The organism is Cohnella candidum, from assembly GCF_003713065.1.
Taxonomy (GTDB): domain Bacteria; phylum Bacillota; class Bacilli; order Paenibacillales; family Paenibacillaceae; genus Cohnella; species Cohnella candidum.
On sequence record NZ_CP033433.1, the window covers coordinates 3,889,679 to 3,914,216 of the forward strand.

Below are 24,538 nucleotides of genomic sequence, written 5' to 3' on the forward strand. Positions count from 1 at the left end.
GCCGAAAAGTTGCTAGACAAAACAAAAAAGCGGCCCGAAGGCCGCCCCTAAGCACTGTAACGCTGCGATTATACGTTAAACCGGAAATGCATGACGTCTCCGTCCGCGACGACGTATTCCTTGCCTTCCAAACGGAGAAGCCCCTTCTCCTTGGCGGCGTTCATGGAACCGGAGTTCACGAGGTCGTCGTAGGATACGACTTCCGCGCGGATGAAGCCCCGCTCGAAGTCCGTATGGATCACGGCGGCCGCTTGCGGCGCTTTGGTCCCCTTGCGGATCGTCCACGCGCGGACCTCCTGGACGCCGGCCGTGAAGTAGGTGTACAGCCCGAGCAGCTTGTACGCCGCGCGGATCAGGCGGTCCAACCCGGATTCCGTCAAGCCGAGCTCTTCCAGGAAGAGCTCTTTGTCTTCGCCTTCCAGTTCGGCGATTTCGCTCTCGACCTTGGCGCTGATCGGCACCACTTCGGAGCCTTCCGCTTTCGCGAATTCGCGGACGCGCTGGACGTACTCGTTGCCGTCGGCGTTCGCCGCTTCGCTCTCGCTGACGTTGGCCGCGTACAGAACCGGCTTGATCGTCAGCAGATGGAGATCGCGCACGATTTGCTTCTCTTCGTCCGTCAGCTCCACGCTGCGCGCGGGCTTCTCGGCGAGAAGGGCCTGGTGGATGCGCTCAAGCACTTCGACTTCCTGGGCGTACTTCTTGTCTCCGCCCTTCATATTCTTCCGGGAGCGCTCGATGCGCTTCTCCACGGAGTCCATGTCCGCCAGAATCAGCTCGAGGTTAATGACCTCGATGTCATGGATCGGATCGACTTTGCCCGAGACGTGGGTAATGTTCTCGTCATGGAAACAGCGGACGACGTGAACGATGGCGTCGACTTCGCGGATGTTGGCCAGGAACTTGTTGCCGAGGCCTTCCCCGCGGCTCGCGCCCTTCACGAGGCCGGCGATGTCGACGAATTCGAAAGCCGTCGGGACGATGCGGTTCGGCACGACGATGTCGGCCAGCTTCTGCAGCCTTTCGTCCGGTACCTCGACGACGCCCACGTTCGGATCGATCGTGCAAAACGGATAATTGGCGGACTCGGCGCCCGCCTGCGTAATCGCATTAAACAAAGTCGATTTGCCGACGTTGGGCAAGCCGACGATTCCACACGACAGCGGCATTGATTAGACCACTCCTCTACAATTCTCAGCACATTATATCGCAGATTGCGAACGCCCGCCATTGTCCGATCCGGCATCTCCTTCTCGAAAGCCTCGAATGCGCATGAAAAAAGCCGGGCTCCCGTGCGGGGAGCCCGGCGCGTCAGGCCGGTCAATAGGCGGAGGCGGATCGGCGCCGGCGGATCATCCATTCGCTCGCCTGCCGGATCGCTTGGTCGTCCTGACGGCGGCCGCTCTGCTGCTCCAGCAGGTCGATCCATTGCACGACTCCGTCGTAATCGAAAGGCGTCAATTTATTTTGTTCCAGCGCGGCTTGGGCCACCGCCCGGATCATCGGAATACGGATGAAACGAACCACGGATCCACGCTCCTTTTGGATCCGATATTACCATAAATTGGGCTTAGGCGCCACTGGCATTCGCTTCTTCGCCCAAGTGCTCGCCGGCCAGCCGCTGCACCGTGTTCACCTGCTCCTGGAAGATTCCTTCGAACAAGACGCCGTAAAGCTCGCACAGCAGCTCGACCTCGCGGCTCATCGCCTGGATGCCGTCCACGGTCAGCACGACCCAGGTGCTCACCGGCACGCAAATGAGCGAAGCGTAGGGCGATTTCGAGTCATGGTTCGGTTCCCAGTCGTCGTCTTCGGTGACGTCGTCGACATGGATCATCTGCCTTTTGCGCAGGCATCGGCCGGCGATCGATCGATGGATGTGGAGCCTGCGGTTGCCGGGATGCGTTTTGGGAAACCCCGAGCTCGCGAACACCAGAAGCAGCTCCTCTTCCTGCTGCACCCAAAGCGCGCAGCGGTGGCGTCCGCCCGCGCTGACCTTGATGTCCGACGAGAGCGTGTCGAGGCACCGCTGCGCGAGCGATTCGATCTCGTTCATCCGCGTCATCAGGTTCAGGTGGGAGCGCAGCGCGTTCAGCTGATGCAGCAAGGGACTCAGGTTGCCGCAAGCCGTCGCCAGCTGGGAGGCCACGTTGTCCTGCCTCTCCGCGCGCCGGATCGCTTCATGCAGCCTGTCATGCAGCTGCTCGATGCGCCGGTCGCGGCTCATGATGCTGTGCATCGCCCTCGTAATCCTGGAAGCTCCGAACAAGGTCATTCCGAAAAAGATGATGAGCACCAAGAGAAACAATACCGCGGACACGCTGTAAAACCAAGGCGGCAGCTTGTCCAGGATTCCTTTCAAAAAACCGTCCATGAACTCCCCCCTTTTCGATTGGCAATCGCCTCCAGTTTATTTCAGAATGCGGACAACTTCAAGATTCTGGAAACCTATTTCCGGAAACCAAAATAGCCGTCGTGCCTTCCTTGGGAGAAGGAAACGGCGGCGCGGGGAGAGATGCGGGAGTCCGACCGGGCCTTATGGACTATTCGCTGTCGTCACCTGAAACATCGGAATCGATTTCGGGCGCGTCTTTCGCTGCCGCCGGCACGACGACGGGTTCGGCCGCATTAGGCTTGCTGTACGTGCCCCAAAACGTCTGCTTCAACGTGGATGGTTTGCCGGCTTCATATTCAATCGTCATGGTCGAATCGATTCGGTACGAGGTGGGCCAGCGTTTAACGGGATCGAGGACGATTTCGACCTTCAGGCTGCCGAGCTTGATGCTATCCTGCACTTTCTGCTCCAGACCGGACAAGCCGAGCGTGCTCTCGAGCACCTTCTCGAGGAAAGCTTTTGCCTCGGCTCCGTTGCCTTCGAATGTGATTTTGTCTCCTTCCAAACGCAGTCCGTCCCCAAGAGCCTGGACGTCGAGCAGGGCTTGGTCGGGATCCACCTGGAAATCGGACAGCGTCTTGACCATCTCGGCCGTATCGCTTTTCGTTGTCCGGCTCCATCCCTCTAAATCCTTATCGTACATATAATAAGCATCCGGCGTCAGTATCGCCCTGAGATCATAAGTATCTTCGTCGATCACGCTTTTTACCTGCTGGTCGAGCTTAAGAGGAGAGGTCTCCACGCGCCCGTTCGAGTTCACGGTAACGTTGGAATTGCTGTCCGCGCTCTCTCCGGTCAAATGCTGCGTCAGGTCCATTTTGAAATAATAATTCTTCAAGCTTTTCGCCGCCGTTTCCGCCTGTTTCAGCGCCTTGACCGCTTCCGACTGTTCGGGTGACGGCGAAGGCTGCGGGGTTGCCGCGGAAGAAGCGGGAGGGGAAGAAGAGGACGGATCTGCGGACGCTCCGGAAGATGAGCAGCCGGCGCCGCCGAGAACCGCTGCGGTCAATACCGCTGCCAACAGCAGTGAGCGGGACGAGTATCGGAAGAGCGGCAGAACGGGCATTTTCATGATGAGATAAACCTCCTGGCGGATAACATCGGAAAAGAATGCGCACAATCACAAGCGTACCCCTATGAGGAGGAATCGCCAATGGAAAATGAATCGCATAGAGGCAATTACAAGGGAACGACCCAAATGAAGGCGGAAAACCAGGATATGGCTTTCGTGAACGACACGCTCGAAAATACGAAATCCGTCGCTCCCGTTCCCCGTAAAAAGAAGAAAACCGATTAATGGGTTAGACTCTCATCATTAACATACCCGAAAATAGGGAGTCAAGCGCAAACCCGCCGATAACGACAAAAAGCTGTCCCGCGGCAACCGATGCCGGGACAGCTTTTTCTTTGCAACGCGGCAGTTAGAGGGGCACTCCCTTGCCTTTCAGCCAGGCGTCGTTGTCGTAACCCCGCTCCTCCCAATAACCGATATGCTCTTGGTCGATCAACTCGATTCGGCTCAGCCACTTTACGGACTTGTAGGCGTACATTTTCGGAACGATCAACCGCACGGGACCGCCGTAATCGCGGTGGATGGGCTTGCCGTCATGGAGCACCGCCACCATCACGTCATCCATGTTCGCTTGTTCGAGCGTCAGCGCGTCCGTGTACACTCCGTCGCCGGAGTAGAACTTGACCGTCTTCGCGCCGGGCTTCACCCCGACCTCTTGCAATAAACGAGAAAGCGGGATTCCTTCCCAAGTGTTGCGGTACACCGACCAGCCCGTTACGCAGTGGAAATCGCTGACCTGCACGATGCGCTTCTGGGCGAGGAACTGCTCCCAGTTCCATATAACCGGCTTCTCCACCAGCCCGTCGATCGTGAACGACCACATATCGGAAGTGAAAGCAGGCAGCCTGGTGACGGTGTACATCTCGAAGCGTCCTTCCGCGCCTCCGCCGATGACGTTCGCCGAGTCCGGAAGAGGCTGGGGCGCGGGCAGCATTCGGTTCGGATCCGGATCGGGCGCAGCCTCGCCGCCGCCGGAGATGGAGATCGCGCCGCCGGACGCCGACCCCAGCCATCGGAAAAACGGAGGCAGCACGGTTACGGCCAGCGCCGCGCCGAGCGTGATTTTGAGAAACTGGCGGCGGTCCATCCAAGGGCCGGGCGCTTCGGGTCCCGCGGATGCCGGCCATTCGCCTTGAATCGGCTGCCCCGGATCCAACGCGGGATCCGACGTCCGGACCGCCCTCCTTCCGGGCTGCTTCATCCATTTCAAACGCGTGACGGAATGATACAAGATATAAGGCAGCCCTAAGTAGGTTAACAACTGATGGACGAGACGCGCGTTGTTCGCCCACCGCGGCGGAAAGTGGCGAAGCTGCCAGAGAATGATGCCGGATACGAGCCAACCGATGAGAAGAAAGAGGATGAAACCCAAGTTGCCCTTCTGCCGGGGACGCTGCCTGATCTGCTTCAGGTGGCGCCGTCCGAGCGGTACGTACAACACGATCAAAATGCCGGAGATGACGCCCAGCGCGATGTGAAGCTGCTTGATCCAGATTCGGCCTTCGCCGAGCTCCCGAATCGCTCCCCAAGCCAGCAGCACCCCGCTGACGGCCAGCGCCAAGACAATCCACGCGTTCCAGCGGTGCAGCTCCGCCAGCTGTTTGCCGAACCCCGCTTTTTTGCGATTCATGCCCTTTCCCTCCTTTCCGTATCAGACAAGACGGCGAGCGGAACGGTGAACCAGAAGACGCTTCCCGTCCCCGGACCGGGCTCGACGCCGATTGCTCCTCCATGCCGCTCTGCCAACGCCTTGGCGATGGCGAGACCCAACCCTCCGCCGCTTCCGTCCCTGCGCCGGCTCGGGTCCGCCCGGTAAAAGCGTTCGAAAATCCGCTCCCGCTCCGCTTCCGGTACGCCTTCTCCTTCATCCTGCACGCGGACGACCAACAGATGTCCGCCGATGTCCGCCGCCGATATGAGGATCGATCCTCCCTCGGGAGAATGCCGGATGGCGTTGTCCAGCAGGTTGCCGACGATCCTCCGCAGGCTCCGGTCCATCGTCTCGACGATGGGAGTCGGTTCGGGCAGCGTAACCCTGGCCTCCAGCCGTTTCCCCTCAAGCCTGGGCGCGTACGCGTTCAAGGTTTCGACCAGCACGTCCTCCAAGCTGATCTTATCCGGGCGGTAAGCCTCGGCTCCCGCGTCGATGGCGGATAACTCGAACAAGTCCTGGACCAAGCCCGCCAGCCGGACTGATTCCGACCGAATCGTTCCCAAATAACGCCGGACCGTCTCTTCATCCCGCACCACGCCGTCCTGAAGGGCTTCCGCATGCGATTGCAGCAACGCAAGCGGGGTCCTGAGATCGTGCGCGACGTTGGCCACGAGCTCGCGGCGCGAGATCTCGGCTTGGCGAAGGCGGGAAAAGCTCTCGGCCAGCCGCCGGCTCATTCCGTTGAAACGTCCGGCCAACTGGCGGAATTCCGCCGGGCCGACGATCGGAACTTCGGCGCCGTAAGCCCCTGACGCGATCTCCTTGGAAGCTTCTCCGATGCGGTTCACCGATCGTTCCAGCGGCCGTATGAGCGCGTAATGGACCGCGAAGGACAACAGCCCCGCCGCCAGCGTGGCGCCGCCCAGCCAGAGGAAGGCTTCGCGGTTCAGGATCATCCGGCTGTAGCAGAAGAACAGCAGCCCGAGGACCGTGACCAAGCTGACGGCGTTCGCGGCGAGCAAGTAGGGCCTTAGCTTGACGCCTCTCCATTTCATGGAAGCGGCCTTCCTTCGAATTTATAGCCGATTCCCCACACGGTTTTGATCCATTGGGGCTCCGACGGCTCAGGCTCGATCTTCTCGCGGAGCCGGCGGATGTGCACCGTCACCGTCGTGGTGTCTCCCTCGAAATCCACGTCCCACACGCGGCTGAGCAGCTGGTTCCGCGAGAACACTTGGCCCGGATGCCGGACGAACCAGTGCAGCAAGTCGAACTCCTTCACCGTCAACTCGGCTTCGCGCCCGTCCAAGGCGACCCTGCGCTGGGCCGGAAACAAGGAAAGCCCCTGGAAGTGCCTCTCCTCCAACCGAGTTTCCGCAGGTGCGCTTGGGCTGCCCGCGGAAGCCGGCCTTTCTTTGGCGGACCTCCGTAAAATGTTCCGAACCCGGAGGACGAGCTCCCGCGGACTGAACGGCTTCGTCAAATAATCGTCGGCGCCCAGCGTGAGGCCGAGCAGCCGGTCGCTCTCTTCCCCGCGCGCCGTCAGCATGACGATCGGAATATCTTCGCGGTCCCGAATGGCGGCGCAGACGTCCCAGCCGGACTTGCCCGGCATCATGAGGTCGACGACGACCAGATCGGGCCGATGCTCCTCCCACAGGGACAACGTCTCCAAGCCGTCGCCCGCCGTCAGGACGCGGTAGCCCTCCCGCTCCAAATAGCGGCGGCACACGTCGGTAATGTCGCGTTCGTCATCCGCCACCAGCACCGTTTCCCCCGGCATGCCGCAGCCCCCTCCGCCCATTTTTGATAACCAAAGTATAGCATAACAGGGGGCTCCCGAACGGGAAGCCCTCCTGCCGGCGCGAACTATTTGTTGTCCGTCATTTTGCCGTCATCCATCTTCTTGCCGTCGTCCATCTTCTTGCCGTCGTCCATCTTCTTGCCGTCGTCCATCTTCTTGCCGCCATCCATCTTCTTGCCGTCGTCCATCTTCTTGCCGTCGTCCATCATTTTCCCGCTGTCCATCGGCGTTTCCATCGGGGTGCTTTTGCCGCCGTCCTGCATTTTGTCGTCCATCTTGTCTTTGCCGCAGGCGGCGAGCCCGATGACGAGCAGCAAGATCAGCGGCAGCCACCATTTTCTTTGTCCCATGTTCCAACCTCCTCGGAATGTCGCTTCAGGGACAATGTACCGCCTAAGGATAACCGCGCTCTAACCCTTTTCGTAAGCCGCCCTTACATTTTCCTTACGAAAGTCTTTCGGCGTCCCGCAGCCAGCCAAAAAAGCAATCCCTAAAATTGGGCAATGAAAATGTGCATTCCGTCCTTTTTCGAGCGGAACATCCGGCTTACTTCTGCGTCTAAAACATTACGAACAGCAAGGAGGAATACATGATGCGCAAAACGATCCCTTACCTGCTTCTTCTGGCGCTTATGGCGCTTCTCTTAGCCGGCTGCGGCGATAAGCAGGCCAGCGGCAGCTCTTCGGACGAGGGCGGCACGCCCGTCGTCCCGGCAACCGAATCCGCTTCGGCAGGCACGGACGCGGGAGCTCCCCCGACGGAATCGTCCGCCCCTTCGCCCGAACCGTCCGGTTCCGCTTCCCAATCTCCGGATACGAAGCCTGACAGCCAGCTCAAACAGACCGCCCAGGACGTCGTGGACGCCCTTCGCGACCGGGACCTGGAGCGGTTGTCCGAAGCGGCCGATCCCGAAGGCTTGCGGTTCTCCCCTTCCCTGCACATCGACGAGAAAACTTCGCTCGTGTTCAAGGCAGGAGAGCTCCCGTCCTTCAAAGACACCAAGAAGCTCACTTGGGGGTCTTACGACGGCAGCGGGGAACCGATCGACCTGACGTTCCGGGACTATTTCGAGAAATTCGTGTACAGCCAGGATTTCTCGAGCGCTCCGGACGTGAGCGTCAACCAACTACTCGGCAAAGGCAACACCCCCTTCAACGGCACGGAGGTTTATCCGGGAGCTTCTTATGTGGAGTTCCACTTTCCGGGCTTCGACAAGAAGAACGAGGGCATGGACTGGGAAAGTCTCGTCCTCGTGTTCCGCCAAGTTTCGGGAGAGTGGAAGCTTGCCTCCGTCGTTCACGGCTCATGGACGATCTGATCCACGCAAAAGGCGGTCCCCGCATGGGACCGCCTTTCCTTTTGCATTTGCGATATAACGAGTTAACCCTTCACTTCCAACCCCAGCTTGCGGGCCGCCCATGCCGTGGTGCTCGCCTGCAGCAGGATCGTCAGCATGATGGCCATGAACGTTACGGAAGCAATCACGTCTGCGTGAGGAATGCCGCTCGCCGCGATCATGCCCGACAACGCGGCGGGGATGACGCCCGTCTCCCGCACCCAAACCATGAACAGCAGCTCCTTGCCCGCCCACTCGGCTTTTCGGTCCGGCAAGGCGCAAGCATACACCGTAAGAGGCCTCGCGACGAACATCAGCACGAGCACCGCAAGCAGGCTTTGCCACCAGTATTCGGCCAGCAAGCCGAAATCGACCTGACTGCCCAGCAGCACGAAAATCAGCATGCGCATGATGACCGTCAAATTTTCGGCCAGATGGGTCATTTCCGTTTCTTTATGCGCGAGATGGACGCCGAACGTCGAGGCGTTGCCCCAGATCAAGCCGGCGACGAACGTCGCCATAAAACCGCTCACGTGCAGCAGATCGCCGATGACGTAAGCCGCCAGCGCCAGCACCAGCATGGCGATGCCCGTATAGTCGCCGAATACGCCGATGCGGACATGCCCGACCAGGTACATCACTACGAATGCCAAAACCACGCCGACGACGATACCTCCGAGAGCCGTTTTCAAAAACTCCCCGATCATCGGCCCCGCTTCCAGCGCTTGCTTGCCCGTCACGGCCGCAAGCAAGGCGAACGTCACGATCGAGCCGGTCGCGTCATTGAAGGCGGATTCGCTTTCCACCGTCTCCCGGACTTTGTCGCGGATCCGGACTTGCCGGAATACGGGAATGATCGACGCCGGGTCCGTGGAAGCGATAACGGCGGCAGCCAGCAGCGAATACAACCAATCGATCCCGAATATGTAATGGATGGCGGCCCCGGTGGCCGCGACCGTGATGAGCACGCCCGGCACGCTGAGCAGCCCCACGGTGAGCCCGACTTTCCGCAGCCCTTTCAGCCGAATGTTTCTGCCCCCGTCGAACAGAATCAGCGCCGAACCCCCGACCAAGATGAGCTGGTTGGTTACGGACGTGCTCATTTCGTTTACCCAATGAAGGCCCTGCCCAATGACCATGCCCGCCACGATGAACATCGCGACGTCGGGAAGCCGTAGCCATTCCGCCAGTTTGCCCGCCACCACGCCGGTCGTGACGATGATGAGGAACAGCAAAAACAAATGATGGATCATTTCCGTCGCTTGGCTTTCCATGTTGATTTTCCGCATCCTTCGCGCAAGAATTCCTTTATTATACACCCTTTTACCCGATGATGAGCTTCCCTTCCGGATAACGGTACAACTCTTTCTCGGACTTGGGGCCGAGCGCGTAAGCCAGCGTTAACGGACCGAGCCTCCCGGCGAACATCATGCACGCGATCAGGACCCGGCCCGCGTCGCTGAGATCGGGCGTCAGTCCCGTTGACAATCCGACCGTCGCGAAAGCGGAGACGGTTTCGAAGAATACGCGGATGAACGCCGCATTCTCCGTCACGCACAACGCCATGGTAACCGCCGCGATCAGCGCCATCGCCAGCATCGTGATGGTCAGGGCTTTGAGCAGCCTGCCGCGGGCAAGCCGATAGCGGAAAAAGACGATGTCGTCCTTGCCGCGCACCATCGCGTGAACGCCGCCCACGAGCGTCGCGAAAGTGGTCACTTTAATGCCTCCGGCCGTCGATCCCGGGGCGGCACCCACGAACATGAGGAAGATGACGAAGAACAACGTCGCCTGATGAAGGGCGGAGATGTCGACCGTATTCGCCCCGGCCGTCCTCGCGGTTACGGATTGGAAGAAAGACGCCAGGATTTTGCCGGTGCCGCCTAGCGGCCCAAGCGTATTTCCGTACTCGAACGCGAAGACGGCAATCGCTCCCGAAACGATGAGGATTCCCGTCATGCAGAGCACGATTTTGGAATGAAGCGACAAACAGCGGGACTTGGGATACTCCAGCAAATCCGCCAGGACCACGAACCCGAGGCCGCCCAATACGATCAAGGCCATCGCGATCAAGTTCACCATGGGATCTTCCGCGTACGTGGTTAAGCTGTGATACTCCCCGAACAGATCGAACCCTGCGTTGTTGAAAAACGAGACCGCGTGGAAAACGCCGAAGTACGCCGCTCGCCCGATCGGCATGTCGAGAGACCACCTGAGGGTGAACAGCAAAGCGCCCGCGGCTTCGATGGCGACGGAGTAACGGAACACCCGGCGGATCAGCTGAACGATTCCCTGCATGCTCGGCTGGTTCATCGCCTCCTGCAAAATCATCCGTTCCCGCAGCGAAATCCGTTTCCGGAGCACGAGCGCAAAGAGGGTGGCCATGGTCATGAAGCCGAGCCCGCCGATCTGGATCAGGAGCAGGAGGACGACTTGGCCGAAAATGGAGTAATACGTGCCCGTGTCGACGACGACCAATCCGGTCACGCAGGTGGCGGAAGTGGCGGTGAATACGGCGTCCAGATAACGGAGAGAGGTTCCTTGCGCGGAGGAGACGGGCAGGGATAAGACGAGCCCGCCGAGCAGAATAATAACCGCGAATCCGCAGACGAGAAAACGCGGCGGAGACCATTTGGACAGATCGAACAATCCGGCGAACACCGTCATCCCCCCACTGGCCGTTATCCAACAGACATAGGGTTTCCCCATTTTCGGGCCGATATCAGATACTCGCCTGCCGCATAAGGAGGAACCGATGAAATCCAACCAATTCGCCGTGATCGGCCTGGGCCGGTTCGGCTCCAGCCTTGCCCGGGAGCTGATTCGGCTGGGGCACGAGGTGCTGGGCGTGGACCGGAGCGAACAGGTCGCGGACGAGATGAGCGCCTTTCTGACCCATACCGTCATCGCGGACACGACGGACGAAGAAGCACTGCGCTCGATCGGCATCCGCAACGTCGATTGCGCGGTCGTCGCGATCGGCAACGATATTCAAGCGAGCATCCTCACCTCCATCCTGCTCAAGGAGCTCGAAGTCCGGAAGGTGGTGGCCAAGGCGTTGTCCGGCCTTCACGGCAAGGTGCTCCAGAAGATCGGCGTGGACCGGGTGATCTTTCCCGAGCGCGACATGGGAGTTCGGGTCGCCAACCAGCTCGTCTCGCCGAACCTGCTGGACTACATCGAGCTTTCCAAAAACTACACGATCGCGGAACTGTCGGCCACCCGGAAACTGGCCTGCCGCTCCCTGAAGGAGCTCGATACACGCGCCCGCTTCGGCTGCTCCATCGTCGCCATCAACAAGAAGAACGACCAGGTCGTCATCGCTCCCGCCGCGGAGGATCTGGTGGAGGAAGGCGACGTCATGGTCGTCATCGGCACGAACGAGCAGATCGACAACTTCGAAAGCTCGGTCAACGCATAAAAACCGCCGGTCTTTGTGACCGGCGGTTCTTGTTGCGGCGTGATCGGCGAAGATGCGCGATTACACCAGGTTTTGGATTTTGGATTGCAGAGCCGCTTTGCTTTGCAGACCCACGAGCTTGTCGACCGGTTGGCCGTCCTTGAACAGGATCAGCGTCGGGATGCTCATGACGCCGAATTGGCTGGCCAATTCCGGCTCTTCGTCGACGTTTACTTTCGCGATCGTCGCTTGGCCTTTCAGTTCTTCAGCCAGCTCTTCCACGATCGGGAGCTGCATTTTGCAAGGTCCGCACCAAGGAGCCCAGAAATCCAGAAGGGATACCCCTTGCGCGACCGTTTCGTTGAAGTTGTCTTTCGTGATGGCGACTGCCATGTCACATCTCTCCTTCAGGTAAAATGGGAATCGAGAAAATTCACCTATGATGATCGGGCAACTCTAATATACCCGTTACATCCTTCGCTCAAGCCTGTTGCTTGGCCTTCACCTTGTCCAGCATGCCGCCGATGGTGATTTGCCCGAAATAAGCTTCCAGGTGGCGGTCCGCTCCGCAGAACACGGAGGTCATCACCTCGGCCATGTTGGAGCTGACGACGCAATCTTTCTCCGGATCGCCGCTGCACCAGCTCGGTGCCAGGGAACCCGCGGCAAGCGCCCGGTAAACGTCGGCGAGCGTGACTTCTTCCGGCCGGCGGCACAGCTTGTATCCGCCGCCCTGCCCCTCCCGGGTGTCGACGAAGCCATGCTTGCGAAGGCAGCTCATCACTTTGCGCACCCGCACCGGATTGGTGCAGACGTTCTCCGCGATCTCTTCGCTGGTCGCCATTCCTTCGGGTCGGTACGCAAGCAGCACGAGACCGTGAACGGCTATGACGAATTCACTGTTCATGGCTTCTCCTCCCCGTCGGTTACTGTAATAATATCAGTTACAGTTAAAGTTGTCAACGCTGCGCATTGTCTATTGTTCCGTTCCGGCCTCGCCGATATGTCCGGGTTGTTTTAGAAATCAAAGTTGTCCGGATCTGCGCCGAAACGGCGGTCTTCGTTGAGCGAATCGATGAGAACCATGTCCTCGGGAGCCAGCTCGAAGTCGAAGACGTCCGCGTTTTCGCGGATCCGGGCCTCGTTGACCGATTTCGGAATCGTCACGACTCCCTGCTGGAGGTGCCAACGGAGGATGATTTGGGCCGGCGTTTTGCCGTATTTGGATGCCAGCTCGGCGATCGCGGGCACATCCAGCCTGCCTTGCATGAGGGGTCTCCAGGATTGCACCTGGATGCCTTCCTTGCGGCAGAACATGAGCAGTTTCTTCTGCGTGAGCAGGGGATGCAGTTCGATTTGGTTGACCATCGGCTTGATGCGGCAGGCGCCCATCAAGTCCTCAAGGTGATGGGCCTGGAAGTTGCTGACGCCGATGGCGCGGACCCGGCCTTGGTCGTAGAGCTCTTCCAGCGCGCGGTAAGTCTCTTTGTACTTCTCCTTCACCGGCCAATGAACGAGGTACAGGTCGACGTAGTCCAGCCCCAGCTTGTCGTTGCTTTCCTCGAAAGCTTTAAGCGTACTGTCGTAGCCCTGTTGGTTGTTCCATACTTTCGTCGTCACGAACAGCTTATCGCGCGCAATGCCCGATGCGCGGATCGCGCTTCCGACGCCAGCTTCGTTTCCGTACATGGACGCGGTGTCGATGAGCCGGTAACCGGCGTTCAATGCGGAGGAGACCGCCCGTTCGACTTCGTCGCCCTCTTGGGTCCGCCAGACACCCAGCCCCAGACGCGGCATGTCCACTCCGTTCAGCAGCTCCGCCGTCGAATCGATCGTCAATTTCATGTTTCATCCCACCCTTTCGCAAACTCAACATTTTCCATTTTAACACGGCAGAAGGGGCGCCGCACGTTGTACATGGGCGTTCCGTCTGCCATACTGGGGGTATGACTTAGGCATGGCGCTCAGAGAGGGGATTTGTGGTAATGCGAATCGATTTATATTCGGATATGGTTTGTCCTTGGTGCCGCATCGGCAAGAAAAATATGTACGACGCCATCATGGCCTGGGCGTCTGAAGTGAACGAGACCATTCCCGTCACTTTCCACGCCTACCAGTTGGATCCGAGCGTTCCGCCGGAAGGCAAGTTGTTTCGGCAGGACATGGAAGCCAAGTTCGGCGGAGCGGAGCGGCTGGATCCGATGCTTCAGCGGGTGACGGATGCCGGCGCGGACGTGGGGCTGACGTTCCGGTTCGATAAAGTGACGCGGATGCCGAATACGCTGCTGGCCCATCGCATCACCGCCATCGTGCCGGCGGACCGCCAGCAAGAGTGGGTCAATGCGGCCATGGACGCCTACTTTGAAGAGGGGCGGGACCTTGCTCAGCCGGAAGTGCTGCTGGAGCTGGCCGCCGGCATCGGCCTGGACGCGGAAGATATCCGCCGCCGGCTGGATGCCGGGGAAGGCATCCAGGAGACGGAGCAAGACTTCGAAACCGCGCGGAACATGGGCATTACGGGCGTGCCGTTCTTCGTCATCAACGGGAAGTATGCCCTATCCGGCGCCTATCCCGCCGCGCAGTTCCTGGCCGCGTTCCGTAAAATTTCGCAGCAAGAGAACGCTTGAGCTATGCGCATGTGAAGAACCCCCGAGACTTCGGTCTCGGGGGTTTTGTGCGTTTATGGTGGGCGGAAAGTCCGCTGCAGTGTCGCTGGCATGACGTTAACCGGTTTTTCCGGTTATCTCGCTCATTCGGGGGCCACTCGCAGTGCCGTTAAACGGTTTTTCCGACTAACTCGCGTTTTTGAAGCCTTCGGAAGCGCCGTTAGCTGGATTTTCCGGCTATCTCGTGCGATTCGGACCCGTTCGCAGTGCCGTTAACCGGTTTTTCCGACTAACTCGGGTTACCTAGGACGGTTCCACCGTCTTATGGCTTCATCGCCCCTCACACCGCTGCTTGCTCGGCGATGGCGCGGGCGATCCAGACGCCGGCGGCGCCGGCTTGCGCCAAGCCGCGCGTGACGCCGGCTCCGTCGCCGCCGCAGTACAGGCCGGCGATCTCCGTCTCCAGCGTTTCGCTCAGCTTCGGACGCGCGGAGTAGAACTTCGCTTCCACGCCGTAGAACAGCGTGTGTTCGGACGCGATGCCCGGCGTCACTTTATCCAGCGCTTCGACCATCTCGATCAGGCTCTTCATCGTGTTGTACGGCAGCACGAGCCCCAGATCTCCCGGCACGGCTTCCTTCAATGTCGGCTCGATGAAGCCTTCCTTGATGCGTCCCTCGGTCGAACGCCGCCCGCGCAGGATATCGCCGTACTTCTGCACGATCACCCCGCCGCTCGACAAATCGTTCGCCCGCTTGCAGATCTCCCGGGCGTATTCGTTCGGCTTGTCGAACGGCTCGGTGAACTTGTGCGAAACGAGCAGCGCGAAGTTCGTGTTTGCCGAGCCCAGCGCGGGGTCCTTATAAGCGTGCCCGTTCGCCGCCATGACGCCGCTGTGGTTCTCCACGACGACGTGGCCCGACGGGTTGCTGCAGAAAGTCCGAACACGCGTCCCCACGGACGTATTGAATATGAATTTGCCTTCGTACAGATGCTCGTTGATTTCCCGCATGACGACGTCCGACGTCTCCACGCGAACGCCGACGTCCACTTGGTTGTTCACCATTTTCAGACGGCGCTTCTTCAGCACCTCGGACAGCCAAGCGGAACCGTCGCGGCCGGGCGCGACGATGACCCGCCCCGCTTCGATCTCCTCGCCGTTCTTCAGCAGGATCCCCCGAACGCGATGAGTGCCGTCTTCCTTCACGGTCAGCAGATCCGCCACTTCCGTTTTGAAGCGCATGTCGATGCGGCTGGTCAGGTAATCATAGATCGACTTCAAAATCTCCAGGTTCTGCTCGGTCCCCAAATGGCGGACCTGCGCGCGCAGCAGCTTCAAGCCGGCCGCGTAGCCGCGGTGCTCGATCTGCCGCACGACGTCGGTCGTCGGATCGGTTACGTGGGGCGTTGCCCCGTGCTCCAAGTTGATCTCGTCCACGTACTTGATCAACGCGAGCACTTGGGACGGCGGCAAATAATCCGTCAGCCAGCCGCCGAACTCGGTCGTGATGTTGAATTTGCCGTCGCTGTATGCTCCTGCGCCGCCGAAGCCGGCGGTGATCGAACAAGCCGGCAGGCAGCCGGCGAATTCCTTCTTGCCGGCCGGCGGCGGGCAGAGCTCGATTTTATTTTCCAAGATGGGACAATGCCGGTGATGGATGTCGTGACCCTTATCCACGAGCAGCACCTTCATGCCGGGCGCTTTCCTCGTCAGCTCGTAACAAGCGAAAATGCCGGCAGGCCCGCCCCCGACCACGATTACGTCATATTGATTCATGTTGTCGCCTCCATCCGAATGTTCCGATTCTGCCAGCGGCAGACAAAAAATTCCCGACTGCCGAAGGGTGTGGGCAAGCCACATCCTCGTAGTCAGGAATTCAACGGTTCCTGGTAGAGACCTCCGGCCCTGTTGCCGGAGATATACGATGGATGAATCCGGTCACGCGATCGCGTTCCCTTGAGTAGGGTAACGCAAATCGACGTACGCGTCAAGAACTAAATCTATATATTATTCGGTTTATCGGGCGTTTATCCCAAACTCATTCCTCAACTTGTCCAAAACAACCGTCTAAATCCGAACATTCACGACATCAGCCACATGAAACCGAATATTCTCTTACACGATTTCCCTTGGCGCCTTCCGCTGTGCTACAATGGAAACCAATCAAAATGCCCAACAGAGAGGGCGGTTGTCCGACATGAACGGCATCGCAATCCTAAACGACGATAAAATGGATACAAGCCTTTGACCCTACCGGTCGAAGGCTTGTTTGTTTATTTGCACTCGGCAAACTCTTTTTGAAGGAGCCATCATTGTGGCAGACACGCACAAACAGAGCTTGACCGCGATCTGGGTCAGCTTGATCAGCAACATTGTCCTTACCGCCATGAAGCTCGCCGCGGGCCTCGTGTTCGCGAGCCCCGTCCTTCTCGCCGACGGCGTGCACAACGCGGGTGACATCATCGCCACCGTCGCCGCTCTGACCTCCTCCATGGTGTCCAAGAGACCGGCCGACGAAGACCATCCCTACGGGCACGGCAAAGCGGAGGTGGTCGCCTCCGCCCTCGTGGCCGTCATCCTGGCGCTGGCCGCGTTCTGGATCGGCTTGCAGTCGATCCGCGCCCTGTTCGAGCCGGCGGAAGGGGAAAGCGTACTGGCGCTGGGCGCCGCTTTCATCTCGCTGATCTGGAAGCAGGCGCTGTATGTCTACACGATACGCATCGGCCGCGCCGCCAAAAGCAAAAGCGTGCTCGCCACAGCGTATGACCATCTGGCGGACGTCTACGCTTCCCTGGCCGCCGTGGTGGGCATCGGACTCGCGGTGCTCGGCGACCATTTCGACTGGGCTTGGGCTGCGTACGGCGACCCGCTTGCCGGAATCATCGTATCGCTGCTGGTCATGAAGCTCGCCTTCCAAATGGGCCGCGAATCCGTCGATATCCTCATGGAGAAGAACGCCGCCGCCGAGAAGATCGAGGCTTATCAAAACATCATCCTCGCGGTCGGCCACATCAAACGGATCGACCGGATCCGCGCCCGCGAACATGGGCACTACATCACGGTTGACGTACGGGTCGGCGTGCCGGGCGATTTCACGATCCAGGAAGGCCACGACATCAGCCGCGAAATCCGCAACCGCATCATGGAGGCGGACCCCGACGTCATCGAAGTGCTCGTCCATCTCAATCCCTGGTACGAAGGCGAATAACCGCACATCGCGCAAAGACGCAAAGAAGCGAGCCCGAATCGGGCTCGCTTCTTTGTCTTTTTTCGCTCGTTTATCCTACGTTGTTGTAAGTCATGATCCAGATCGATCCTCCGACGATCGTGATCAGGATGATGATCCCTAGAATAAGGGCCAACAGGTTGTAGCGAGGTTTCTTCTCTTCGCGCAGGTGCATGAAGAAGACGAGCTGGACGACGAACTGCAGCACCGCGCAAATGAGCAGCACCGCGCGCGCTCCGGTTCCCTGCATCCAGTCGTTCAGCACGACGGCCAGCGGGATCGCGGTCAGAATGAGCGACAGGACGAAACCGATGACGTAAGACTTCAGCGAGCCGTGGGACTCGTGCTCATGCTCGCCATGGCTTGCGGTATGCTGCGCCATCTTACATCACCCCCATCAGGTAAACGATCGTGAAGACGAAAATCCAGACGACGTCGAGAAAGTGCCAGTACAGGCTGATGACGTTCACTTTGCGGCGGGTCACCGGCGTGATGCCGTGCCGGCCAATCTGGATCATCAAGGCAATCATCCAGCAAAGGCCGATCGAAACGTGAAGTCCGTGGGTACCGACCAGCGTGAAGAACCCGGAAAGGAACCCGCTCGTGCTAATCTTGGCTCCCTCGTGAACCATGTCGACGAATTCCGTCACTTCGAGCGTGATGAAGGATGCGCCGAGCAGAACGGTCACGATCAGCCAGCCGATCAAACCCTTACGATTGCCTTGGTTCATGGACAGAACCGCGAGCCCGCTCGTGAACGAGCTCGTCAGCAGGATGAACGTCTCGGCGATGACGCCGTTCATTTTGAACAGCTCGTGTGCCGTCGGGCCGCCTGCCGTATTGGCGTGCAGGACGATATACGTCGCGAACAAGCTGCCGAACAGGATACAGTCGGTCATCAGGAAAATCCAGAAGCCCATCGACCGCAGCGATTCCAGGTCGTGATGCCCCTCATGCGAATGGGAGTGGGCGTTCGCGTTTCCGTGCGCCATCAGACAGCCCCCCTTGCCGCAGCTTCCGTGCGTTCGATCTCGTCCACCGGAATGTAGTAATCGGTATTATAGTTAAACGAATGCGCCAGCATGCATGCCGCTACGCCGATGAAGCCCGGTATCGCGATCCACAGCCAGTTGAACACGAGGCCGAAGCCCGCGAGGAACCAGCAGAACGACATGATGAACGGGATGCCGGAGTTTTTGGGCATGTGAATCGGCTCCAGAGGCGGCTGAGCCTTCGGCGCCTCGCCCCGCTCGCGGCGAAGCTTCTCTTCCCACCAAGGGTCCCTGCCGTCGACGATCGGAGTCAAGGCGAAATTGTAATGCGGCGCCGGGGACGGAATCGACCATTCCAGCGTACGGCCGCCCCACGGATCTCCCGTCGTGTCGCGTTCCATGAATTTGATGCTGTGAAGGATCTGCCATACTTGGAACAGGAATGCGATCCCCATGATGAACCCGCCGATCGTGGAAACAAGGTTCATGCCCCACCAGCCGGTATCCCAGCCGTAGGTGCTGACGCGGCGCGTCATGCCCATCAGGCCGACGGCATACTGCGGCATGAAGCAGACGTAGAACCCGATGTTCCAGAGCCAGAACGCCCATTTGCCGATTTTTTCGTTGAGCTTGAATCCGAACACTTTCGGCCACCAGTAATACAGTCCCGCGAAATAAGAGAAAACGACGCCTCCGATCAGCACTTGGTGGAAGTGCGCGATCAGGAAGTAGCTGTTGTGGAACTGGAAGTCGGCCGGCGCGACGGACAACATGACGCCGGTCATGCCGCCGACGACGAAACAGAGAATCAATCCCATCACCCACAGCATGGGTGTCGGAAAGGAAACCCGGCCGCGGTACATCGTGAAAATCCAGTTGAACACCTTGACGCCCGTCGGGATCGCGATGATCATCGTCGATATCGCGAAGAAGATGTTCACGTCCGCGCCGGAACCCATGGTGAAGAAATGGTGCGCCCAGGTAAAGAAGGAGAAAACGGCGATGCACATAAGGGCGAACACCATCGACTTGTAGCCGAACAGCCTTTTGCGCGAGAACGTGGCCACGACCTCGGAGACGATCCCGAAGCCGGGCAGAATCACGATGTAAACCTCGGGGTGGCCCCACATCCAGATGAGGTTGATGTACATCATCGGATTGCCGCCGCCGTCCAGCGTGAAGAAGTGCGCGCCGAAATAGCGGTCGATAAACAGCAAGGCCAGCGTAACGGTCAGAATCGGGAACGCCATGATGATCGTCAGGCAGCTCGAGAGAACCGACCAGGAGAACATCGGCATTTTGAACAGCTTCATGCCGGGCGCCCGCATTTTGAGAATGGTAACGATGAAGTTGATGCCGGTCATCAAGCTGCCGATACCGGAAATCTGGATGCCCCAAATATAGAAGTCCTGGCCGACGCCCGGGCTGTGCGACATTTCGGACAGCGGCGGGTAAGACAGCCAGCCAGCGTCCGGCGAGCCGCCGATGACGAAGGACATGTTGAACAGCATCGCGCCCCAGAAGAACAGCCAGAAGCTGAGCGAGTTCAGGAACGGGAACGCGACGTCGCGCGCGCCGATCTGAAGCGGCACGACGAGGTTGAATAACCCGAACATCAATGGCATGGCCATGAACAAAATCATGATGACGCCGTGCGTCGTGAAAATGGCGTTATAGTGCTCAGGCGTCAGGAAGTCGTTGTTCGGAACCGCGAGCTGGGTGCGCATGAGCAGCGCGTCGACGCCGCCGCGGAACAGCATCAGCAAAGATGCGATGACGTACATGATGCCGATGCGTTTATGGTCGACGGTCGTCAGCCATTCGCGCCACAGCCAGGTCCATCTTTTGAAGTATGTCAGCACCGAGACGACCGCGATCAGCGTCATGACGATCGCGACGTCGGCACCGTAAATCAAGGGGTCGCCGGTGACGAAAAAACCGGAAGCGAACTCCTTTATCGAATCCCACATGGCGGTACCTCCTTTTCTTCGTTGTTAATGGTCATGCGCGGACTGAGCATCCGTCGTCGACTGCGACGTCGACATGTCCATGCCGCTCATGTCCATGCCTTCCATGTTCATGTCGTTCATATCCGTGCTTGCCGAAGCGTCGCCGCCGTGTTGATGGATGACGGTTCCGTTGGTGTACTTCGTGACGATCTTATCGAACAGCCCTGCCGGGATGGACGAATAATCCTGCGTGCCCATCGTGCCCTGCTCGGCGAGCTTGTCATAGCCTTCTTGGGTCAGAGCGGGTGCCGTCGACTTGACGTTCTTCACCCAATTGTCGAACTCGGCTTGCGTCGTCGCCTTCGCGTCGAACCGCATTTTGCCGAATTCCCGTCCGCTGAAGTTAGCGCCCATGCCCATGTACGTGCCGGGTTCGTCCGCCATCAAATTCAGCTTCATGGCCATGCCGGACATCGTGTAAATCTGCCCGCCGAGCTGCGGAATCCAGAACGAATTCATCGGGGCGTCCGAGGTCAGCTCGAAGCGCACGGGAACGTTCGCCGGGAACTCTACGTAGTTCACCGTCGCGATACCTTGATCGGGGTATTGGAACAGCCACTTCCAGTCCAGCGACGTTACCTGGATGACGATCGGTTTCTTATCGGAAGCCAGCGCCTTGGAAGGCTCCAATTTGTAAGTGTAATGAGCGGTGATCGCTCCCAAAATGACGATGATCAGAATCGGAATGCCCCACCACAGCAATTCGAGCTTGGTGTTGTGCTCCCAGGTCGGCTGGTAGTCCGCCTTGCTGCCTGCCCTGTTGCGGTACCGGTAGGCAAAAACGAATGCCATCACGATCACGGGCACGACAACGATCAAGCACAGTCCGGTGGTAATCAGGATCAAATCCAATTGATGTTTGCCCACGACGCCTTTCGGGTCCAGGACGACGAATTGTTCCCCGCATCCGGACAGCATCACCGCCAGGCCGAGAAGCGACAGGACAACCGCTAACCGGCGGAATCCTCGCGTAAGCTTCATGATTTCATCTCCTCTGTCTCCTCTGTGATTCAAGATATCAGAATCCGACGCTCATGACTCCCCTGTTAACAAATGCGTCAACTTTCCGACGCAATTTGGCTATACTTTGTTCACCGTTTCGACGAGAGTTGAATCTTGGAAATCCGGCAAACGCAAAAAGGACGTTTCCCGCAAGGCTTGAGCAGCCTTTCGGAATACGTCCTTCGATGAACGCGTCTATGTAAATCGGCACTAGTGCCGATCGGAGGCGTCAGGGGATAAGGCGTAATGGGCTCGCTCGTTCCGCAGAATGACGCCGTCCTCGGACGCTTTGGAGATCGTCAGTCCGGCGATCGGAATCACGTAGCTGTCGCCGGGAAGAGGCGCCTCCTCCAAGTCCGTGACGATGGTGCCCTTGCCGTGAAGCACGAGTGCGGTTCCTTCCGTGTAGCCGTCGATCGAACGGTGGTCCGGCCGGTAACCGACCTCATGCAGCTGAAGGCGAACCTCGTCGAGGTCGTCGTCCTCTTTCTTCTGGATCATGATGGAATGGTTCGTCTGCGACTGGAGCCAATCCATCAATGTGCGTACCGTCGGTTCCATGCTCATGTCCATCCCCATGACGCCTCCTTTATATCTTCATGCTTAAGATTGGTTGTTCGAATCCTGTTTGTTGAACGCGCTGCGGCTGGCCATGTCGTTTTCGGTTCCGTATACGATTTCGGCCGCGCTTTCGGTATCCAGCTCCGGAACGGGAAGCTTGTTGGCCGGCGTGGTTTGGACGTCCGCCTTGGATGCCCGGTTCTTGGATTTCGCCATTGTTGACACCTCCCTCTTTTACCCTCGTTTAGGATAGGTGACTCCTTAAGCAATTATGCGGGCGTCCAAACGGCAAAAAAGCCGCTCCGGAGAGGACCTCCGGCTGCGGCTTTACGGGAATGATCGGACAATTTTGCGGTTACTTCCGAACCGCTTCGGCCATTGCGCCGTCTTCTTGGCGCCGTTGCATCAGGGGAGCGATCGCCCCGAAAACCAAAATTTGCAATCCGCCGACCAGGAATCCGATCCCGACCATCAGGCCGAGGTTCCGGTCGTTGAATTCAGCCAAGTTCAAAATGCAGAAAACGGTACCCAACAAAACGACGATCGTCGCGATCCATTTGAGCGTGCGGGACATTTGACGGTTTTCCATGGATGCTCACCTCTCCGTGTGAAAGCGCTCTTCTTTGTGAACATTTTATCACAAAGATGTGACGATTTATAGTCGTTATTTACACATTAACCGCCGGAACCTCTTTTTATTCGCCTCTTTTGGAGAAAGGCAGCGATAGAACAAGACCTTAGTCGGGGATCGATCGGACCGAGAGACTGTTCAGTAAAGCGGCCGGATGCAGTAAACTTCCATTATCAGCCAATCGAACTTCACGAACGGCAGACAGCATGGAGGGGTAAATTTAAAATGAGAACTTTTTGGATGGTCGCCGGCCTTCTATTGGTCATGATCGGTCTTGCGGCTTTATCTTCTAATGCTTGGGGTTCCGGCAAATCGTTATCGTCTTTCGAGAAGAAGTGGACGTTTGGCGCCGGGGAGCTTCGGGATCTGAACGTCAAAAGCGACTACAAGGTCCGAATGAAATTCGTCAAAAGCACGGATGGCAGCAACTCCGTCTACGTAAACGGCAAAGGTCCGGAGAAAATGGCCGAAGCCGTCCAAGACATCAAGCTGGAGGACGGAAAATTGGCGCTGGATTTGCGGGAGCCGCGGAAATGGTTCAGCTTGTTCGATTTCACTGCCCTCCGGGCGGACGAAGAGATCGTCGTCACAATGGCGGACGGGGCCGCACTCGAGAAGTTGGGGTTACATCTGGATTCGGGTAGCTTGACGCTCGATGACGCCAATGCGGCGACGGCCGACATCTCGATCGACTCCGGCAGCGTGGCGATCACCCGCCTGAGCGCCGGCAAGCTGAATCTTGAGGCCGATTCCGGCAGCATCAAGGCCGACGGCATCCAAACGAACGACGGCGAAGTCAGCGCGGATTCCGGTTCGATCAAGCTCGAGCACGTCACCGGTCCGCTCCGCGTCCAGGCGGATTCGGGCAGCATCAAGCTTTACAAGGACGACACCTCAAACGTAGAGCTGAAGGCCGATTCGGGAAGCGTGTACGTTCACCTCCCCGAGTCCTACGCCGGCGACTTCGATTTGAAAACCGATTCGGGAAGCATCTTCGCCCCGGAGCCCAAGAGGGAAACGAAGGACCTCGTGAAGGTGCGCGCGGACAGCGGCAGCATCCGGATCGAGCAAGGGCCGTGAGCGCCTGTCTAAAACTTTCTCAAAACTTGGAGGTTTTGGACAACCGGATGCATAGGATATGATATAAGGGAATAGCAGGAACTTAAATGAGCTAAGGGAGGTTCGGTCATGTACGGCAATCTGGCAATCGTGGAAATGGGGTTCAGCCTGCTCCTATTCCTGTCCGCATGGCTCGCCGTGCGCCAAGGCACCCGCCTGCGCAACAGCGGAACCGCGGAAAGGCTGCATCGCAAAGCCCGCAAGCTATTGTCCTTGACCGGATGGCTGACCTTACCCGCGCTCGTCGTTTTCTTCTGCATCGGCACGATGATGGCTTCGCTGCCTTCCCTCTTCTGGGAAGACCGCTTGCTGCTAAATGCGCCTCTCATCGGGGCGCCTTTGCTCGCAGTTTGGTTTACGACCGTCCCGATGCTTTGGCAGCTACGCAAAACCAGCAGATCCTCCGGCGGACCGCTGAACGGCGCCATGAAAAGCCACCTGTGCAGCCGGTTGTTCATTCTTCCCTATCAAGCGACCGCGCTCGGTGCGGCAACCTCTTTCTATTGCACGTTGGTCTCTCCGGTTCCTTACGACCCGCTGAAGGTCGTGGCTCCTTTGACGGTATACGTTCTCGTGATGGCCGGGCTTTGGCTCAAGTACGAACGCCGGTTGTCCAAACTGAGGGAGTGGCTGCGCACCCATCCCGAGGCGGGAGCGGGCGACGCTTCGGCCCAGTCGATGCAGGACCGCCACGCTTGATCCGGTATGATAAACGTCCCTTTCGTCTATT

28 protein-coding genes and 1 riboswitch are annotated in these 24,538 nt (G+C 58.7%); of the genes, 7 read left to right on the forward strand and 21 right to left on the reverse strand.

The genetic code is table 11. The features are described 5' to 3' along the window. Positions 1–68 precede the first annotated feature (68 nt). From ychF to EAV92_RS17740, 4 genes are all read right to left on the reverse strand, one after another. Positions 69–1,169, reverse strand: a complete 1,101-nt coding sequence (ychF, locus tag EAV92_RS17725) for a redox-regulated ATPase YchF (protein ID WP_123042324.1) — start codon at positions 1,167–1,169, stop codon at positions 69–71. Positions 1,170–1,320: 151 nt separating this feature from the next. Continuing rightward, positions 1,321–1,527 (reverse strand): hypothetical protein, encoded by a 207-nt coding sequence (locus EAV92_RS17730; protein ID WP_123042325.1) that lies wholly within the window; start codon positions 1,525–1,527, stop codon positions 1,321–1,323. Positions 1,528–1,570: 43 nt separating this feature from the next. Continuing rightward, positions 1,571–2,374 carry a GAF domain-containing protein gene (locus EAV92_RS17735; protein WP_123042326.1) on the reverse strand — a complete coding sequence of 268 codons (804 nt, stop codon included), beginning with the start codon at positions 2,372–2,374 and terminating at the stop codon, positions 1,571–1,573. Positions 2,375–2,543: 169 nt separating this feature from the next. Further along, positions 2,544–3,467, reverse strand: coding sequence for a DUF6612 family protein (locus EAV92_RS17740; protein ID WP_123042327.1), 924 nt, complete (start codon positions 3,465–3,467; stop codon positions 2,544–2,546). 81 nt (positions 3,468–3,548) lie between these two features. On the opposite strand from EAV92_RS17740, the gene EAV92_RS24595 reads away from it, so the two are divergent. After that, complete coding sequence (locus EAV92_RS24595; RefSeq protein WP_164472830.1) at positions 3,549–3,692, forward strand: hypothetical protein; 144 nt, start codon at positions 3,549–3,551, stop codon at positions 3,690–3,692. Positions 3,693–3,816: 124 nt separating this feature from the next. Here the strand turns inward: EAV92_RS24595 and EAV92_RS17745 are convergent, their stop codons facing one another. The 4 genes from EAV92_RS17745 to EAV92_RS17760 form a co-directional block, all read right to left on the reverse strand. Beyond that, positions 3,817–5,097 carry a molybdopterin-dependent oxidoreductase gene (locus tag EAV92_RS17745; RefSeq protein WP_123042328.1) on the reverse strand — a complete coding sequence of 427 codons (1,281 nt, stop codon included), beginning with the start codon at positions 5,095–5,097 and terminating at the stop codon, positions 3,817–3,819. Further along, positions 5,094–6,176, reverse strand: a complete 1,083-nt coding sequence (locus tag EAV92_RS17750; RefSeq protein ID WP_123042329.1) for a sensor histidine kinase — start codon at positions 6,174–6,176, stop codon at positions 5,094–5,096. The genes EAV92_RS17745 and EAV92_RS17750 overlap by 4 nt, the downstream gene beginning before the upstream one ends. Further along, complete coding sequence (locus EAV92_RS17755) at positions 6,173–6,904, reverse strand: response regulator transcription factor (protein WP_123042330.1); 732 nt, start codon at positions 6,902–6,904, stop codon at positions 6,173–6,175. Before EAV92_RS17755 ends, EAV92_RS17750 begins: the two co-directional genes overlap by 4 nt. 86 nt (positions 6,905–6,990) lie before the next feature. Next, positions 6,991–7,275 carry a hypothetical protein gene (locus EAV92_RS17760; protein ID WP_123042331.1) on the reverse strand — a complete coding sequence of 95 codons (285 nt, stop codon included), beginning with the start codon at positions 7,273–7,275 and terminating at the stop codon, positions 6,991–6,993. A 242-nt stretch (positions 7,276–7,517) separates the two neighbouring features. Here EAV92_RS17760 and EAV92_RS17765 point away from each other — a divergent pair, with 242 nt between their 5' ends. Next, the gene (locus tag EAV92_RS17765) at positions 7,518–8,243 is read left to right on the forward strand and encodes a hypothetical protein (RefSeq protein ID WP_123042332.1); all 726 of its coding nucleotides are present in this window, start codon (positions 7,518–7,520) and stop codon (positions 8,241–8,243) included. 62 nt (positions 8,244–8,305) lie between these two features. Here EAV92_RS17765 and EAV92_RS17770 read toward each other — a convergent pair whose 3' ends face one another. Together EAV92_RS17770 and EAV92_RS17775 are read right to left on the reverse strand one after the other, a co-directional pair. Next, a complete protein-coding gene (locus EAV92_RS17770) occupies positions 8,306–9,535 on the reverse strand; it encodes a cation:proton antiporter (protein ID WP_123043794.1) in 1,230 nt (409 codons plus the stop codon). 49 nt (positions 9,536–9,584) lie between these two features. Further along, positions 9,585–10,922, reverse strand: a complete 1,338-nt coding sequence (locus EAV92_RS17775) for a TrkH family potassium uptake protein (protein ID WP_241158306.1) — start codon at positions 10,920–10,922, stop codon at positions 9,585–9,587. 94 nt (positions 10,923–11,016) lie between these two features. On the opposite strand from EAV92_RS17775, the gene EAV92_RS17780 reads away from it, so the two are divergent. Then, positions 11,017–11,682: a potassium channel family protein gene (locus EAV92_RS17780; RefSeq protein ID WP_123042334.1), complete on the forward strand. Its 666-nt coding sequence runs from the start codon at positions 11,017–11,019 to the stop codon at positions 11,680–11,682. A gap of 60 nt (positions 11,683–11,742) precedes the next feature. Here the strand turns inward: EAV92_RS17780 and trxA are convergent, their stop codons facing one another. The 3 genes from trxA to EAV92_RS17795 all read right to left on the reverse strand — a co-directional run bounded on the left by trxA (position 11,743) and on the right by EAV92_RS17795 (position 13,506). Further along, entirely contained in the window at positions 11,743–12,054 is a 312-nt protein-coding gene (gene trxA, locus EAV92_RS17785) for a thioredoxin (RefSeq protein ID WP_123042335.1), read from the reverse strand. Between the two features lie 88 nt (positions 12,055–12,142). After that, positions 12,143–12,568, reverse strand: coding sequence for an RrF2 family transcriptional regulator (locus tag EAV92_RS17790; protein WP_123042336.1), 426 nt, complete (start codon positions 12,566–12,568; stop codon positions 12,143–12,145). 110 nt (positions 12,569–12,678) lie between these two features. Further along, positions 12,679–13,506, reverse strand: a complete 828-nt coding sequence (locus tag EAV92_RS17795; protein ID WP_123042337.1) for an aldo/keto reductase — start codon at positions 13,504–13,506, stop codon at positions 12,679–12,681. A gap of 140 nt (positions 13,507–13,646) precedes the next feature. Here EAV92_RS17795 and EAV92_RS17800 point away from each other — a divergent pair, with 140 nt between their 5' ends. Then, positions 13,647–14,288 carry a DsbA family oxidoreductase gene (locus tag EAV92_RS17800; RefSeq protein ID WP_123042338.1) on the forward strand — a complete coding sequence of 214 codons (642 nt, stop codon included), beginning with the start codon at positions 13,647–13,649 and terminating at the stop codon, positions 14,286–14,288. 319 nt (positions 14,289–14,607) lie between these two features. On the opposite strand, the gene EAV92_RS17805 is transcribed toward EAV92_RS17800, so the two are convergent. Further along, positions 14,608–16,044: an NAD(P)/FAD-dependent oxidoreductase gene (locus tag EAV92_RS17805; RefSeq protein WP_123042339.1), complete on the reverse strand. Its 1,437-nt coding sequence runs from the start codon at positions 16,042–16,044 to the stop codon at positions 14,608–14,610. Positions 16,045–16,113: 69 nt separating this feature from the next. Then, positions 16,114–16,213: riboswitch (purine riboswitch) on the reverse strand. 363 nt (positions 16,214–16,576) lie between these two features. Between EAV92_RS17805 and EAV92_RS17810 the strand changes: the two genes are divergently transcribed. Beyond that, positions 16,577–17,476, forward strand: coding sequence for a cation diffusion facilitator family transporter (locus tag EAV92_RS17810; protein WP_420888831.1), 900 nt, complete (start codon positions 16,577–16,579; stop codon positions 17,474–17,476). 70 nt (positions 17,477–17,546) lie between these two features. Here the strand turns inward: EAV92_RS17810 and cyoD are convergent, their stop codons facing one another. The 7 genes from cyoD to EAV92_RS17840 form a co-directional block, all read right to left on the reverse strand. Next, positions 17,547–17,876: a cytochrome o ubiquinol oxidase subunit IV gene (gene cyoD, locus EAV92_RS17815; RefSeq protein ID WP_123042341.1), complete on the reverse strand. Its 330-nt coding sequence runs from the start codon at positions 17,874–17,876 to the stop codon at positions 17,547–17,549. A 1-nt stretch (position 17,877) separates the two neighbouring features. Next, the gene (cyoC, locus tag EAV92_RS17820) at positions 17,878–18,486 is read right to left on the reverse strand and encodes a cytochrome o ubiquinol oxidase subunit III (RefSeq protein WP_123042342.1); all 609 of its coding nucleotides are present in this window, start codon (positions 18,484–18,486) and stop codon (positions 17,878–17,880) included. Continuing rightward, positions 18,486–20,456, reverse strand: a complete 1,971-nt coding sequence (locus EAV92_RS17825; protein WP_123042343.1) for a cbb3-type cytochrome c oxidase subunit I — start codon at positions 20,454–20,456, stop codon at positions 18,486–18,488. The genes cyoC and EAV92_RS17825 overlap by 1 nt, the downstream gene beginning before the upstream one ends. A gap of 24 nt (positions 20,457–20,480) precedes the next feature. Further along, positions 20,481–21,476 carry a ubiquinol oxidase subunit II gene (gene cyoA, locus EAV92_RS17830; RefSeq protein ID WP_123042344.1) on the reverse strand — a complete coding sequence of 332 codons (996 nt, stop codon included), beginning with the start codon at positions 21,474–21,476 and terminating at the stop codon, positions 20,481–20,483. A gap of 231 nt (positions 21,477–21,707) precedes the next feature. Next, positions 21,708–22,070 (reverse strand): protein YmzB, encoded by a 363-nt coding sequence (gene ymzB, locus EAV92_RS17835; protein WP_123042345.1) that lies wholly within the window; start codon positions 22,068–22,070, stop codon positions 21,708–21,710. 30 nt (positions 22,071–22,100) lie between these two features. Continuing rightward, entirely contained in the window at positions 22,101–22,274 is a 174-nt protein-coding gene (locus EAV92_RS24600) for a hypothetical protein (RefSeq protein ID WP_164472563.1), read from the reverse strand. 139 nt (positions 22,275–22,413) lie between these two features. Continuing rightward, entirely contained in the window at positions 22,414–22,647 is a 234-nt protein-coding gene (locus EAV92_RS17840) for a hypothetical protein (RefSeq protein ID WP_123042346.1), read from the reverse strand. Between the two features lie 267 nt (positions 22,648–22,914). On the opposite strand from EAV92_RS17840, the gene EAV92_RS17845 reads away from it, so the two are divergent. After that, complete coding sequence (locus tag EAV92_RS17845; RefSeq protein WP_123042347.1) at positions 22,915–23,769, forward strand: DUF4097 family beta strand repeat-containing protein; 855 nt, start codon at positions 22,915–22,917, stop codon at positions 23,767–23,769. A 108-nt stretch (positions 23,770–23,877) separates the two neighbouring features. Then, on the forward strand, positions 23,878–24,507 hold the full coding sequence (locus tag EAV92_RS17850) for a hypothetical protein (protein WP_123042348.1): 630 nt from the start codon (positions 23,878–23,880) through the stop codon (positions 24,505–24,507). The last annotated feature ends 31 nt before the right edge of the window (positions 24,508–24,538 follow it).